Here is a 13,867-nt window from a genome sequence, read left to right as displayed (position 1 = left end):
TAAGCACACCGCTCAGCGTCCAAGCATAGTTAAGCCCCGGTCACTTTGCTCTGGCTGATCCGGTCCAGTTGCTGTTCCAGTGCCTGCTCCAGTTCCAGGATGGCGAGGCGGCTGGCCTGACAGCGACGCTCGATCTCGTCCCCCGGCAGCGCTTGCTGACAAGCCTGCTCAAGCGCATCGCAACTGTCGATCAGGCGGGAAGCCTGGGCAATACGTGCGGCGCCCTTGATCTTGTGGGCGATGACGGCCAGCGCAGGGGGATCCCGTGTGAGGGACAAAGCCTGCAACTCCTGCCGGTCAAGACGACTGCTGTTGAGCAGTTCTGCCAGCAGGCGGTGAGTCTGGGAGGGGTTGCCGCCGGTCAGCAGCGTGAGCCCTTGCAGATTGAACACCGGCGCACGAAACAGTGGCTTAACGCTGTCGACCCATTGGCTCAGGCTGTTCAGGCTCAGGGGTTTGAACAGGCACTCGTTCATGCCTGCCTGTTTGCAGCGCAGGATTTCCTCCGGCTGGGCATTGGCGGTGAACCCCAGCACCGTGCACGCCGGGCGGCGGGTGAGCATTTCGTGCTGACGAATCGCCCGGGTCAGCTCATAGCCGTTCATGACGGGCATGTTGCAGTCGGCAATGACCAGATCGAATTCGCCGTTCTTCCATTGTTCCAGTCCGCGCTGGCCATCTTCGGCAATACTGAAGCGGTGTCCGAGGTACTCCAGTTGCTGGCACATCAGCAGCCGATTGGCCGGATGGTCATCGACCACCAGAACCGTCAAAGGGATGAGGGATGCCTGAATCTGCGGTTCGTCTTCTGCTCTCGCCACTTGCGCAGGCAGGATGGTCACCGGCAGCGAAACACTGACCTGTGTGCCGACTCCGGGCAGGCTGCTCAACCGCAGTTTTCCACCCATCATCTCGCACAGGTTGCGGCTGATGACCAGCCCCAGGCCCGCGCCGCTGACGGTTCGTTGCCCGCCGTTGCCGGCCTGGGCGAAGGGTTCGAACAGCCGCAACTGATCCTGCGTCGTGATCCCGATGCCGCTGTCCTGTACGGTCAGTTGCACCATCGAGCGTTCCGGATCGTCGGTGGGTAGAACATCCAGCGTGATTCTGATATGCCCTGCTTCGGTGAACTTGATGGCATTGCTGATCAGGTTCGACAGCACCTGTTTGAAGCGCAGCGGGTCGAGGTGTACATCCACATCCAGTTGAGGCGGAGAGACGGACATCGCCAGTGAAAGGTGTTTCTGCCGGGCGAGCCCTTCGAAGATTCTGACTACGGAACCGACGGTATCGATCAGGTTGATTCGCTCGGGGTTCAGACTCAGCCGCCCGGACTCGATGCGGGCGATGTCCAGGATGTCGCCGATCAGGCCCAACAGATCCTTGGCGGAATGGTAGGCCGTTTCAATGCCGGAGCGATCCGGATGAGCGTGATCCATGCGCTTGAGCGTCAATTCGAGCATGCCGATCACGGCGTTCATCGGTGTGCGGATCTCGTGGCTCATGGTCGCCAGAAACGTACTTTTGGCCCGGTTGGCATCGTCTGCCTGTTCCTTGGCAGCGCGGAGCTCATCGAGCAGCTCGCGGCGCTCGCTGATGTCGATCCAGCCGCCGATGATTCCCTGGACTTCACCGCTGGAGTCGCGGTACGGAAGGATCCAGTGATAGATCGTCAGATGCCGGTTGCCGATCTGCAGCGGCCGGTCGAGCACCAGCGGTTTGCCCTCGGCCACTACCCGCTGATAGTCGGCCTGATACGTCAGGGCTTCGAAAGCATTGTTCAATGCCCCCTGCATCACGCTTTTGCCAATGACGTCTTCGCGCCGGGCATTGAACGCCTGGAGGTAGCTGTCATTGCAGCTTTGCAGCACGCCCTGGCGGTCACGCACGTAGATCGGATGGGGTGTGCCGTTGACCAGTGAACCCATGAATTCCAGTTGATCGTTCAAGGCTCGTTCGGCTGCCTTGCGCTGTTTGATCTGGCGGCGCATGTAGGCATTCCAGAACAGCGACAGCAGCAACAGCAGGCAGGCGCCGCCGATCGCCTGATAGAAAAAGCGCTGGTATTGATGCCAGGTGCCTTGCGAAATACTCGAGTAGCCACGCCAGCGACCATTGATGATGCCCAGTTCTTCGGGGGTGATGCTCATCAGCGACTTGTCGATGATCGAGCCCAGTTCCGTGTTGTCTCGAGCTGTGGCCAGAGAGAAGGCCGCCTGACGTGTGCCGATGGTGGTGGTGATCTGCAGTGGCTGTTCGAAAATGCGGGATGTGATGAAGTAGTTGGCGATCACCAGCGAGTTCACTGCGCCCTCGACCTGACCTTCGTCGAGTAACGCCACGGCGCTGAAGGTGTCCGGCGTTTCGATCAGCTGGATACGTGGAAATTCGGCGCGCAGGTATTCAATCATCGGATTGCCTTGGGCGATCGCCAGACGTTTGCGTTTGAGCTGACCCAGGTGGGTCGGACTGTCGGCCGCTTTTCGGGTCAACAGGACATAGGAGTTTTCCAGGTAGGGACGACTGAAGGTCAGGGTTTGCTCGCGCTGAGTGGTGGGCAGCAGGGCGGCGATAAGGTCGGCCTGGTGATTTTCAACCTGCTTGATCATCTCTGCATCGCTGCGGCTGCGGCGGATGTCGAATCGCAGACCGGTGCGCAAGCGGATGAGTTCGAGCAGGTCGGCACTGATGCCGCGAAAGTTGCCATCACTGTCGAAGAACGTCAGCGGGGCGAAGGCCTCGTTGACGACCACACTCACCACCGGATTTCTTTTCAGCCATTGTTCTTCGCGTCGGGTCAGTTGCAGCTTCTGGTCGGTGAGCAGTGTGTCGCTGCCGACGCTCCAGCGCTTGGCGATGTTTTCGCGCTCGCTGCCAGGGACAGTCTTGAGCACGGTGTCGATGATATTGGCCAACGGCGCGTTGTTGCGATGCACGGCGAAGCTGAACCCGTGTGCCTCGTGCTTGCCGAAATTGGCCATGCGGATGTTGTTCAGGTAACCCTTGCTGATCATGTAGTGCGTGGAAATGGTGTCGCCGAGAAACACGTCCGCCTGATCGAATGCGACGGCGTTGATTGCGTTCTGGTAGGACGGATAGGACGTGATGAGGGCTTTGGGATACATCGCCTTGACCTCATCCAGCGGAAGGTAGTGATAGAGCATGCTCAGCCGCAGACCGGCCAGGCCTTCGGTCAGAGAGCGGGTTTCGCCTTCGCGGGTCACCAGCACCGGTTGATCGACGGCATAGGGTCGGGACAGCACGATGTCGGGGTTTTCCGCTTCGAACCCGTTGGAGCTGCCGAGCATGTCGATGCTGCCGTCGATCAATGCCCGAATCGCGGCTTCTCGAGACGCGAAGCGCCTGACCTTGACCGGCAGTCCGGTCGCCTGGCCTACCAGCCCGGCGTAGTCCGCCGTGAATCCCTCGAAGTCGTGCCCGCTGGTGGTCATGTCGAAGGGCGGATAGTCGGGAGCGGAGGCCCCCAGAATCAACTCATTGCGAGCGTGCAGCCATGCCAATTGCGAGGGCTCGAGCAGGACCGGTATGGATCTGTCGGTCGAGCGCGCAAGCAGGACAAAGTCCTGGAAGGTGGGCGATGCAACCGTGACAGGTGCGCTGATAAACAGGCATGCACTCAATGCAATCAGAAAACTCTTTAAGCGACTGGGCATGTTGGCTCTCACACGAGTGCGTTACGTTTGGCCATTTCGATAAGTTCTACAAGGGACTTGGCTTTGAGTTTTTGCATCAGGCGTTTTTTATAAGTGCTGACGGTTTTGTTGCTGAGAAACATGCCTTTGGCAATTTCCTTGTTGGTACGCCCTTGGGCAAACAATTGCAGCACCATCAATTCCCGATCATTGACGGATTTGAAAAGTTCAAGTTCTACATAGCGCACATCATCGTGACGAACCGGATTCAAGGCCTGGCTGGGGAAGTAGTTGTAACCGGACAGTACGGCTTTGATTGCACTGACCAGTTCACTCAGATCTTCCTGTTTGCACACGTAACCCGAGGCACCTGACTGCATGCAACGTATGCCGAACAGGGTCGGGCATTGCGCAGTCAATACCAGCGTCTTGAATGGCGAACTCATTGCGTTGAAGCGGGACAGGACTTCCAGGCCGTCGAGCTTGGGAATGCTGATGTCGAGAATGATCAGGTCGGGCATGCATTCGCGAACCATCTGCATGGCATCGACGCCGTTATCGGTTTCTCCGACGACTTTATAACCTTCATGCTCCAGCAGCATTCGAACGGCAAGTCGGATGACCGGGTGATCGTCGACAATAAAAACGGAGTTCATAATCAAATCCCATACGAGCGCAAATAAAGGGCGAACCTTAGCTCAGATGAATGAACGCTCGCATGAACTGACAGGCCGTCAGCAGCAATCAGAGAGAAGTCCTACAAATAAAGGAGAATCAGACTACGTGTTAACTAGGTTTGACGTAGGTAGAGGCGTGAGATGTTCAAACGTTGTTCTTGATTAAGTTTGCAGGTGCGCAGAAAAAGTTTGTGCGGTCAATGCTGAAACTATTATTCGTTGTCTGGTTTCGTTTTCTTGAACATATACAGAGGGAAAGGATTGTCTTTTCGCCGCTATTGCGCCAGACCCGCCCGATCCATTGCAGATCGGGTGGGGGGCAGACGTCAGTGGCTGGAACGGCCGGTCATTTCCAGCGCCATGTCGCTGGCGTAGCTGTCGGTCATGCCGGCGATGAAGTCGATCATGCGCAGGAACGATGTGTGTAGAGGACCGTGCGGATCCGGTGCGTTGTTGCCCAGCAGATCGAGAATCCGGCGGCTCTTGAACGACGGCGTGCGGCCGTTGTGCTGTTCCAGGGCCGCGCCGCAGAAGGCGTTGAGCAAAATCTCCAGGGTCGTGTAGGCGCCGATTTCATGCAGGGTCTTGCGCTTGTCCTGGAAGATTTTCTTGCGGGCGATGTCCTTGGCATTCAACACGCAGCGTTTGGCCGGGCCGTGCATGTGTTCTACCAGATCCCCCGGCAGCGTACCGGCCAGCAGTGCGTCCTGTTGTTCGACGAAGGCTCGGGCAGCGGCGTTGGTCAGGTGCTCGATGGCTTTGCCGCGCAGGATTGCCAGTTTGCGCCGGCGCGAATCCTGCGGGCCGAGCTGGCGGTAGGTTTCCGGCAGATCATCGCCGACCAGACCGAGCAGTAGCGACTCGACTTCGGCGTAATCCAGCAGCTCCATTTCCAGGCCATCTTCCAGATCGATCAGGGCGTAGCAGATGTCGTCGGCCGCCTCCATCAGATACACCAACGGATGGCGCGCCCAACGTTGCTCTTCCAGTTGCGGCAGACCCAGCTTGTGGGCGATCTGTTCGAGCAACGGCAGTTCGCTCTGATAGCAACCGAATTTGTGCTTCTTGTAACCGAGGGAGTCGGCGTGACGCGCAGTCCACGGGTACTTCAGGTAAGTGCCGAGGGTGGCGTAGGTCAGTCGGGTGCCGCCGTCGAACTGGTGATATTCCAGTTGCGTGAGCACCCGGAAACCCTGGGCATTGCCTTCGAAATTCAGGAAGTCGCCGCGCTCGGCGTCGCTCATCGCGTCCAGCCAGCCTCGCCCGGCAGCCTGCTGGAACCAGTGACGGATCGCGTCTTCGCCGGAATGGCCGAACGGCGGATTGCCGATGTCGTGCGCCAGGCAGGCCGATTGGACCACCATGCCCAGATCGCTCGGTTCGCACCATTCGGGCAGGGCGCGGCGCAGGGTTTCACCGACGCGCATGCCCAGCGAGCGGCCGACGCAACTGACTTCCAGCGAGTGGGTCAGGCGCGTGTGGATGTGGTCGTTGCTCGACACCGGGTGCACCTGGGTCTTGCGCCCCAGGCGGCGGAAGGCGCCGGAGAAGATGATGCGGTCATGGTCTTTATGGAACGGGCTGCGGCCCAGTTCCTGCGGGCTGTGCAACGGTTTGCCGAGACGTTCGCGGTTGAGCAGGGTATGCCAATCCAAGGCTGATTCTCTCCGTCTGGTGACTGATTCCCTAGCTTCCCGGTTCAGGCTGGCATCTGCAAGCGCAACTACAGCCCCGCTGCGTCGATGTCGATCAACAGCAGGCGCTCGCCGTTATCGAAAAACTGCCCGGCGGTCAGGCAGTACTGGTTGCTGGTGGCGTCGCGATAGGTGTTGGAAAGCGTCAGGCGCCGTTCTTCCCAGCCTTCGGCCAGCAGGTGATAGAAGTACGGGCGCCACGACCAGTTGTGGCCCAGGTAGCGATTGTCGGCGACCCAGCCGCTTTGTCGCCATTCCAGGTTTGGCGTCAGCTGGGTGCCGTGACGGTCGCACTGATAAAAGCGCAACAGCCAGGGAAAGGCGTCGAGCTGTGGCAGGGCGCTGAGCGGAGCGCGGGCCTGGGCCCAGGTTTGCAGGATGGTCATGAGTTCGCTGAGCTGCTGGCGCATGGACATCCATTTGCTGCGTTCGGCCAGCTTCTGGCGCACGTAGGACTGACGCAGCTCGGCAAAGCGCTCAACGAAGTCATCCGTGCCGAAAAGTGCCTCATGCGCCCGGGCGAACAGAAAACCTTGCACGTAGCGCGATCCGCATTCCAGCGCGAAATTCAGTTGCGCCGCAGTCTCCACACCTTCGGCGATGATCCAACAGCCGGTTTTTTCGGCCATTTGCGCTAGGGCTTTCACCACGTCACTGCTCGGCCCGCCAAGTGCGGCGGCCTGGAACAGGCGCATGTCGAGTTTGAGAATGTCCGGTTGCAGCGCCAGCACGCGATCGAGCTGTGAATAGCCGGCGCCGAAGTCGTCGATGGCAATCCGGGCGCCGGCATCGCGATAGCGTGCCACGACTTCGCTCAGGCGCTGGTTGTTGCCGCCAAGTTCAGTGATCTCGAAAACAATCCGCTGTGGATCGATACCGTGCCGCGCGAGCTGTTTGAGGCTCGGCAGCGCCTGATCGGCACGCAAGCGACTGATCCAGCGCGGTGACATGTTCAGGCTGAGAAACCAGTCCGGCGGCGCCTCGTGCAGTCGGCTCAGCGCGTTATCCCGGATCTGCCGGTCCAGTCGGCGCAGCGCGACGGCCGGGGTGCGCGGGTCGGCGAACAGTGGTCCGACCGACACCAGTTGGCCATCGGCCTGGCGCAGACGACCCAGTGCTTCAACGCCTGCAATGCGTCCGGTGGCGGTATCGATGAAAGGTTGAAAGCAGGCGAGCGGTTGCCCGTCGATCACGGGGCCTCCTTGTCGTTCTTGTTCTGGTCGAATTCTGCCGGCCGGATAGGCGAGCGGGATTGAACCTCCGGATAAGAAATTCAATCCCGCCGGTGTTGCAAGAATGCAGCCAGATGCGAGGGGTCAGCGCTTGCTCGAACTCTGCATGACCAGCTTGATCAGCGGAGCGAGGCTGGTGCCCAAGCGGATCAGTCGGGTCAAGCCGCCGACACCACCGCTTTTGGCTCCTTTACCCGTGATGAAACCCAGCAGCGTCACGGCCGCCACGCCCCATAACGGCGCGTGCTTGATGCCGAATCCGTCCTGCAGGTTTTGCGTCATGCCACGCATGCGTTGCAGAGGTTGCAGGACCTGGCCGGTTTCGTGGCGGATTTCCTGACGATGCATTTCCATGCGCAAACGGATCAGTGCCTTGCGCATTTCCCGGCGTGAGCTGTTGTGCGGAAGTTCAGGCAGGCTCATGGCAGCAGGCGCTCCCGGTCATTGGCCAATTCTTCCAGCGTGCCGTGGAAGGGCGAGGATTCATCGAAGATCGCGGCCTTGAGACGCAGCGCGCAAAAGATTGCCGCCAGGGTATAGAACACGCACAGACCAATGATTGCAGCCAGACGATACGTGTCCCAGAACACGATCAGGACGAGCGTCGACAGGCCAACCAGCAACAGCAGCGCAAACACTAGCGCCAGGCCGGCGAACAGCAGCAGGCTGACGGTGCGTGCCTTCTGTTCCTGCAGTTCGATGCCGAACAATTCGACGTGGCTGTGCAGCAGGCCGAGAACGGCAGCACCCAGACGACGCGTGGAGGAGGCGGTGCCCGAGTTCGGGCCGGATTCACCGATCGACATGATCAGCGCCGCGTGGCCAGCAGGCCGATCAGAAAGCCGACGCCGGCGGCAATGCCCACAGATTGCCACGGGTTGGCCGACACATATTCCTCGGTGGCGGTGACCGCAGCCTGACCGCGCTCGCGCAGGGTGTCCTCGGTCAGCTTCAGCGTTTCCCGTGCGCGCAGCAGGCTTTCGTGGATCTGTTCGCGCAACTCGTCAGCCTGATCACCGGCCAGCGTGGCGGTGTGTTCCAGCAACCGTTCAGTGTCGCTGACCAGCGTCTGGAAGTCGTTCATCAGGATTTCTTGAGCAGTCTTTGCCTTGATGCTGGCCATGGGGGATCTCCGTAAGTGGCGTTCTGAAGCAGCGTTCTGATGCGTTCGAGTATGAGCCAAGAGTGAAGGTTCATTACAAGTGCTTGGTACAGCTTTTGCTGTGTCGTGGTGCGTCGATCGGTGGCAGTGCGCTGTTGCCGGGCGCGAAACCGGGCAGAGCAAGGCCCGGATGATGAGGGTTCATGTCAGCCCATCGACCTTGTGCGCCAAAGCGGTTCACCGGACCACCGGATCAGTGACCGCATAGTCGCAACTTGGTGCATGAAATGTGCGCATGAACCGCTTTGGTGCCTTTTTCAGCCTTGGGTCTGCCTCCTCATGGAAAATCTGCAAAGCGCTGTGGACACTCTGGTTCACAGTTCCAACACGTTGTTCATTCTGATCGGTGCGGTCATGGTGCTGGCCATGCACGCCGGGTTCGCGTTTCTGGAGGTCGGAACGGTTCGCCAGAAAAACCAGGTCAACGCGCTGTCGAAGATTCTCAGCGACTTTGCGGTGTCGACCCTGGCCTATTTCTTTATAGGCTACTGGCTTTCGTACGGGGTGACCTTCCTGCAACCGGCGGCGGTGCTCAGTGCCGATCATGGTTATGGACTGGTGAAGTTTTTCTTCCTGCTGACCTTTGCGGCGGCGATCCCGGCGATCATCTCCGGCGGCATCGCCGAACGGGCGCGTTTTGTGCCGCAACTGTGCGCCACGGCGCTGATCGTGGCGTTCATCTATCCATTTTTCGAAGGCATGGTCTGGAACGGCAACTACGGTCTGCAAGCTTGGCTGACCGCGCAGTTCGGTGCCCCTTTCCATGACTTTGCGGGTTCGGTGGTGGTGCATGCCATGGGCGGCTGGCTGGCGTTGGCGGCGGTGTTGCTGCTCGGGCCGCGCAACGGGCGCTATCGCGACGGCAAGCTGGTGGCGTTCGCGCCGTCGAGCATTCCGTTTCTGGCGCTGGGTTCGTGGATCCTGATCGTCGGCTGGTTTGGCTTCAACGTGATGAGCGCGCAAACCCTGCAAGGGGTCAGCGGACTGGTGGCGGTCAACTCGCTGATGGCGATGGTCGGCGGCACGGTGGCGGCGTTGATCGTCGGGCGCAACGACCCGGGCTTTCTGCACAACGGCCCGTTGGCCGGGTTGGTGGCGGTGTGCGCCGGTTCCGACCTGATGCACCCGGTTGGCGCGCTGGTGACCGGCGCGATTGCCGGTGCCCTGTTTGTCTGGTGCTTCACGGCGGCACAGGTCAAATGGCGCATCGATGACGTGCTGGGTGTCTGGCCGTTGCACGGTCTGTGTGGCGTGTGGGGCGGCATTGCCTGCGGGATCTTCGGCTCGACCGCATTGGGCGGACTCGGTGGCGTCAGCCTGATCAGCCAGTTGATCGGCACCGCCCTTGGTGTGGCGGTGGCGTTGATCGGCGGTTTCGCCGTCTACGGTTCGATCAAGGCACTGCATGGTTTGCGCCTGAGCCAGGAACAGGAGTACTACGGCGCCGACCTGTCGCTGCACAAGATCGGCGCGGTGAGCCAGGACTAGGTTTCCTCATCGTCGGCTCCGGGATAAAAACCGTGAAGCAGGCGATAACGATCGATGCGCACCTGATCGACCTTCTCCTGCACCCGGTGCGCAGGAAACCCCAGCAGGATCAGGGCATGGGAACCGAGCATCAGGCTCGACTCCAGCAGTTCCGGCACCACTTCACTGGCGCCGGCTGCTTTCAGCTCGGCCGACTGGCTGTCGTCCCGGGTGCGTACCAGAATCGGTACTGCCGGATTGAGACGCCGTGCCTCCTTGAGAACCCGCAAGGCCACGTCGGCTTGATCCACGGCAATCACCAGCAGCCTGGCGCGCAGCAAGCCGACGGCGGTCAACAGATCGCCGCGGGTTGAATCGCCGTAGTGGACGTCGCGTTCGACGGTGGCGGCTTCCTGAATCCGCACCGGATCGTTATCCAGTGCGACGTAGGTTTGCCCGGCATTGCGCATGAAGCGCCCGATCGACTGACCGACACGGCCGTAGCCGCAGATCACCACATGCCCGTCGAACCCGGCATTGAGGGCGCTGATTTCCTCGATCTGCGCTTCCTGATTGGGTTTGCGGTGCAGGGCGGCGGCGATGCGCGGTGCGGCGCGTAACAGCAGGGGCGTCAGCAGCATCGAGCAGAAGGTGGCGGCGAGCAGCAGGGCGCCGAGCTCGGCGGGAAGTAGCCGGGTCTGCTGCATCTGCGCCATCAGGGCGAAGCAGAACTCACCACCCTGGGCGAGGGCGAGGCCGCTGCGCCAAGCCGTTTCACTGTCGCTGCCACGCCATTTCACCAGCAGCGCCACCACCAGGCCTTTGATCACCAGTAATCCCAGGGTCATGCCGACAATCAGCAGGCTGTGGCTGGCGAACAGTTGCAGGTCGATCAGCATGCCGATACTGACGAAAAACAGCCCTAGCAGAATGTCGCGAAACGGCCGGATATCGGCCTCGATCTGATGCCGGTAATGGCTCTCGCCCAGCAGCATGCCCGCGAGGAACGCGCCGAGGGCCGGAGAAAGGCCCAGCAAGTGGGTCAGCCAGGCCGTCAGCAGCACAATTACCAGTGCCAGCAGCACGAACAGCTCCGCCGATCGGGACGCCGCGACTTCCTGGAACAGGCGTGGCAGCAGCCAGCGGCTGGCCAGCAACAGACCGAAGAACAGCAACACGGTCTTCAACAAGGTCAGGGGCAGTGCCCAGTACCAGGCCTGATCGCTGCTGCCGGCGAACACCGGCACCAGCGTCAGCAGCAACACGGCCACCACGTCTTGGAACAACAGCACGCCTACCGCGTTCTGGCCGTGGCTGCTGAAAATTTCGCCGAGACTGCTCAGCTCCTTGGTCACAATTGCCGTGGATGACAACGACAGGCCGGCGCCCAGCAACAAGGCCGGTGTGGCAGGCATGCCCAGCAGCATCAGCACGCTTCCCAGCAGCACTGTGGTGGTTACTACCTGTTGGCTGCCCAGTCGGAAAACCACCTGGCGCAGTGCAATCATTTTCGACAGGGAGAATTCCAGCCCCAGAGAAAACAGCAGAAACACCACGCCCAGTTCGGCAAGATCCGGCAAGTGTTCGCTTTCATTGATCCAGTCAAATGCCTTCGGCCCGACCATCAACCCTACGCACAGATAACCCAGCACAGGCGGCAGGCGCAGGCGACGGAACAGGGCAATCATCACCAGGGACGACGCCAGAATGATCAGCAGATTGGCAAACACAAGGTACTCCGGGACAGGTCAGGCTCTTCAAGCGTAGAGGTAAAAAACACCGGAGCATCGCGTAAATGGCGATTTTGTGGGCTGATTTACATCAGGGTTTTGCGAAGGTAGGTTTTCGCACCCGGTGGGTGGGTCGACGGGCTTTGTGAGCAGGCCTAGAATGATCACTCGATTTTTGGGGTTGAGCGCACATGCTTCCTGAATGCCAGTTGTTCGGCACCCTGGGGTGCCATTTGTGTGAGGTCGCGGAGGCCGAACTGATGCCTTTTGTCGAGCATGGTCTGCTGGTGGAACTGGTGGATATTGCTGACGATGAATCGTGGTTCGAGGCCTACAGCCTGCGGATCCCGGTCCTGCGCAGGGTCGATACCGGCGCGGAACTGGGGTGGCCGTTCAGCGCCGATCAGGTGGTGGCATTCCTGCGTTAAAGATCTTTTCCCTTCTGCGTTGATGGCGCTCGTCACCTTCGCGCAATCACGGCTTGGCACTTTTCGGGTTATTCGGTTACTGTATGCGTATACAGTAATTGGGTTGGCCTGCCATGCCGTTTCCAGGCATTGCTCAGGCCAAACCGGATGTCAGAGGGAGTAACCGTGGTCAATGTCGAACAGTTGAAAAGCAGCGTGAACGGGATGTCGATTGACGTGGTGCGCGAGGCCGTCCACGAATTGCGCCTGGACGGTCTGGTCACGGAAGGCAAGACTCCCTTCAACAAGCTGCATTTCAATACGTGCTTTGCCGAGATCGAGGCCTTGTTCCAGCGTGCCGGTTATCACAAGCAACTGGATGTGGTCGGATATCAGGGGCTTTTGTACGCCTTGTACGATCCGGGCCGTTGGGACGCCGTGGATGTGCTGCGCTGGCTCAAGGAGTTCACGGAGGCGGCGGCGCTCAAATCGATCCCCGCCTGATTCTGCGCTAGGTCTGCTGCGCCCGGTGTTGGATAATGCCGCTCTGCTTTGAAGGTTCGAGTTTTCCGTATGTCCAGCACATCAACGTTTTCCGCCGCACAGAATCAGGCCAGCACGCTGTATCTGCCCCCCGGTAGCTGGCGGACAGTGCTCGACTGCCTGTGTGAGCATTTCAGTGCCATCGGGCGCGATCAATGGCTGGATCGAATCGCCCGGGGCCGGGTGCTGGATGGCCAGGGGCAGCCGATTGCGCTGGACTTGCCCTACAAGGAAGGGCTGCGCATTCACTATTTTCGTGAAGTGCCGGATGAAAAGCCGATCCCGGTGGTCGAGTCGATCCTGTATGCGGACGACCATCTGGTGGTGGCGGACAAACCGCATTTCCTTCCGGTGACCCCGGCAGGCGAGTACGTCGAACAGACGTTGCTTCGCCGATTGATCCGGCGCCTGGACAATCCCCATCTGGTGCCGCTGCACCGGATTGACCGGCATACGGCCGGGCTGGTGATTTTCTCTGCCAACCCACAGACGCGGTCGGCGTATCAGTCATTGTTCCCGACACGGCAGATCGAGAAACGCTATGAAGCCATTGCTGCCGCGCTGCCCGGGCTGGATTTCCCGTTGGTGCACAAGAGTCGCATGGTCGACGGCGAACCGTTTTTCCGCATGCAGGAGGGGCCGGGGGTGAGCAATACCGAAACGGCGGTGGAGGTTCGTGAAAAGAACGGCGATCTCTGGCGCTACGGCCTGTACCCGGTGACCGGCAAGAAGCATCAGCTGCGGGTACACATGACGGCGCTGGGGGCGAGCATCTGTAATGATCCGTTTTACCCTGAAGTGCTCAAAGACGTTGAGGATGATTACGCCAATCCGCTCAAGCTGCTGGCGCAGGGGTTGCGATTCATCGATCCGGTCACGGGGCAGGTGCGCGAATTTGAAAGCCTGATCACGCTGGACTGGTGATCCCGGGTATCGACCCTTTATTGCCAGACACGAAAAAGCCCGCATATTGCGGGCTTTTCTGTATCCGCTGTCGAACTGAAGACTTACAGCTCTTTGACAGTGCGGATCTGATCCTTGTTGATGCGGGTGTGCTTGCCGTCCAGTTGTTCGAACTCGTAGAAGCCCGAATCTTCATCATACTTAGGGGCGTCGACAGCCTGGATTTCGCGACCGTCATTCAAGGTGATCACTGTTGGCGAAGCGCAACCGGCGAGGGTAGCGAGGCCTAGTGCGAGCATGAAAGTGGCGAGGGTCCGTTGAGTCATGAGTGTGTCTCCGAAGGGAAATTCTTTTGGTTACTGAGCTTGAGACGTATACAAGGCGTGCAAGTTCCTTGAA

13 protein-coding genes are annotated in these 13,867 nt (G+C 59.9%); 4 read left to right on the top strand and 9 right to left on the bottom strand.

Features of this window, described 5'->3' with window-relative positions:
• Positions 1-29: 29 nt before the first annotated feature.
• The 7 genes from QR290_RS20860 to QR290_RS20830 form a co-directional block, all read right to left on the bottom strand.
• Complete coding sequence (locus tag QR290_RS20860; RefSeq protein ID WP_289203508.1) at positions 30-3,674, bottom strand: transporter substrate-binding domain-containing protein; 3,645 nt, start codon at positions 3,672-3,674, stop codon at positions 30-32.
• Positions 3,675-3,682: 8 nt separating this feature from the next.
• A complete protein-coding gene (locus tag QR290_RS20855; RefSeq protein ID WP_115078737.1) occupies positions 3,683-4,309 on the bottom strand; it encodes a response regulator transcription factor in 627 nt (208 codons plus the stop codon).
• Between the two features lie 347 nt (positions 4,310-4,656).
• Positions 4,657-5,985 carry a deoxyguanosinetriphosphate triphosphohydrolase gene (locus QR290_RS20850; protein WP_085704434.1) on the bottom strand — a complete coding sequence of 443 codons (1,329 nt, stop codon included), beginning with the start codon at positions 5,983-5,985 and terminating at the stop codon, positions 4,657-4,659.
• A gap of 68 nt (positions 5,986-6,053) precedes the next feature.
• Entirely contained in the window at positions 6,054-7,217 is a 1,164-nt protein-coding gene (locus tag QR290_RS20845) for an EAL domain-containing protein (RefSeq protein ID WP_115078736.1), read from the bottom strand.
• 123 nt (positions 7,218-7,340) lie between these two features.
• Positions 7,341-7,679 (bottom strand): hypothetical protein, encoded by a 339-nt coding sequence (locus QR290_RS20840; protein ID WP_289203507.1) that lies wholly within the window; start codon positions 7,677-7,679, stop codon positions 7,341-7,343.
• On the bottom strand, positions 7,676-8,062 hold the full coding sequence (locus QR290_RS20835; protein ID WP_011335280.1) for a phage holin family protein: 387 nt from the start codon (positions 8,060-8,062) through the stop codon (positions 7,676-7,678). Before QR290_RS20835 ends, QR290_RS20840 begins: the two co-directional genes overlap by 4 nt.
• A 2-nt stretch (positions 8,063-8,064) precedes the next feature.
• Positions 8,065-8,379 (bottom strand): DUF883 family protein, encoded by a 315-nt coding sequence (locus tag QR290_RS20830; RefSeq protein ID WP_007955729.1) that lies wholly within the window; start codon positions 8,377-8,379, stop codon positions 8,065-8,067.
• Between the two features lie 318 nt (positions 8,380-8,697).
• Here QR290_RS20830 and QR290_RS20825 point away from each other — a divergent pair, with 318 nt between their 5' ends.
• Positions 8,698-9,906 carry an ammonium transporter gene (locus QR290_RS20825; RefSeq protein WP_115078733.1) on the top strand — a complete coding sequence of 403 codons (1,209 nt, stop codon included), beginning with the start codon at positions 8,698-8,700 and terminating at the stop codon, positions 9,904-9,906.
• Here QR290_RS20825 and QR290_RS20820 read toward each other — a convergent pair.
• Positions 9,903-11,615 (bottom strand): cation:proton antiporter, encoded by a 1,713-nt coding sequence (locus tag QR290_RS20820; RefSeq protein WP_289203506.1) that lies wholly within the window; start codon positions 11,613-11,615, stop codon positions 9,903-9,905. The genes QR290_RS20825 and QR290_RS20820 overlap by 4 nt on opposite strands.
• A gap of 191 nt (positions 11,616-11,806) precedes the next feature.
• On the opposite strand from QR290_RS20820, the gene QR290_RS20815 reads away from it, so the two are divergent.
• The 3 genes from QR290_RS20815 (at position 11,807) to QR290_RS20805 (ending at position 13,489) form a co-directional block, all read left to right on the top strand.
• Positions 11,807-12,043, top strand: a complete 237-nt coding sequence (locus QR290_RS20815) for a glutaredoxin family protein (protein WP_007955734.1) — start codon at positions 11,807-11,809, stop codon at positions 12,041-12,043.
• Positions 12,044-12,208: 165 nt separating this feature from the next.
• Positions 12,209-12,526 carry a transcriptional regulator gene (locus QR290_RS20810; RefSeq protein WP_115078731.1) on the top strand — a complete coding sequence of 106 codons (318 nt, stop codon included), beginning with the start codon at positions 12,209-12,211 and terminating at the stop codon, positions 12,524-12,526.
• 69 nt (positions 12,527-12,595) lie between these two features.
• On the top strand, positions 12,596-13,489 hold the full coding sequence (locus QR290_RS20805; protein WP_115078730.1) for a pseudouridine synthase: 894 nt from the start codon (positions 12,596-12,598) through the stop codon (positions 13,487-13,489).
• A gap of 83 nt (positions 13,490-13,572) precedes the next feature.
• Here QR290_RS20805 and QR290_RS20800 read toward each other — a convergent pair whose 3' ends face one another.
• A complete protein-coding gene (locus QR290_RS20800; protein ID WP_007955739.1) occupies positions 13,573-13,794 on the bottom strand; it encodes a YgdI/YgdR family lipoprotein in 222 nt (73 codons plus the stop codon).
• Positions 13,795-13,867 lie beyond the last annotated feature (73 nt).

Origin of the sequence: Pseudomonas fluorescens, from assembly GCF_030344995.1 — a bacterium.
Classification (GTDB): domain Bacteria; phylum Pseudomonadota; class Gammaproteobacteria; order Pseudomonadales; family Pseudomonadaceae; genus Aquipseudomonas; species Aquipseudomonas fluorescens_BF.
Note: the sequence above shows the minus strand (reverse complement) of the source record. Positions and strands in the feature narration are given on the sequence as shown.

Excerpts from the sequence above, each read along its gene's own strand:
- QR290_RS20860 (WP_289203508.1), bottom strand. The coding sequence starts at position 3,674 with ATGCCCAGTCGCTTAAAGAGTTTTCTGATTGCATTGAGTGCATGCCTG.
- QR290_RS20855 (WP_115078737.1), bottom strand. The coding sequence starts at position 4,309 with ATGAACTCCGTTTTTATTGTCGACGATCACCCGGTCATCCGACTTGCC.
- QR290_RS20840 (WP_289203507.1), bottom strand. The coding sequence starts at position 7,679 with ATGAGCCTGCCTGAACTTCCGCACAACAGCTCACGCCGGGAAATGCGC.
- QR290_RS20835 (WP_011335280.1), bottom strand. The coding sequence starts at position 8,062 with ATGTCGATCGGTGAATCCGGCCCGAACTCGGGCACCGCCTCCTCCACG.
- QR290_RS20830 (WP_007955729.1), bottom strand. The coding sequence starts at position 8,379 with ATGGCCAGCATCAAGGCAAAGACTGCTCAAGAAATCCTGATGAACGAC.
- QR290_RS20825 (WP_115078733.1), top strand. The coding sequence starts at position 8,698 with ATGGAAAATCTGCAAAGCGCTGTGGACACTCTGGTTCACAGTTCCAAC.
- QR290_RS20815 (WP_007955734.1), top strand. The coding sequence starts at position 11,807 with ATGCTTCCTGAATGCCAGTTGTTCGGCACCCTGGGGTGCCATTTGTGT.
- QR290_RS20805 (WP_115078730.1), top strand. The coding sequence starts at position 12,596 with ATGTCCAGCACATCAACGTTTTCCGCCGCACAGAATCAGGCCAGCACG.
- QR290_RS20800 (WP_007955739.1), bottom strand. The coding sequence starts at position 13,794 with ATGACTCAACGGACCCTCGCCACTTTCATGCTCGCACTAGGCCTCGCT.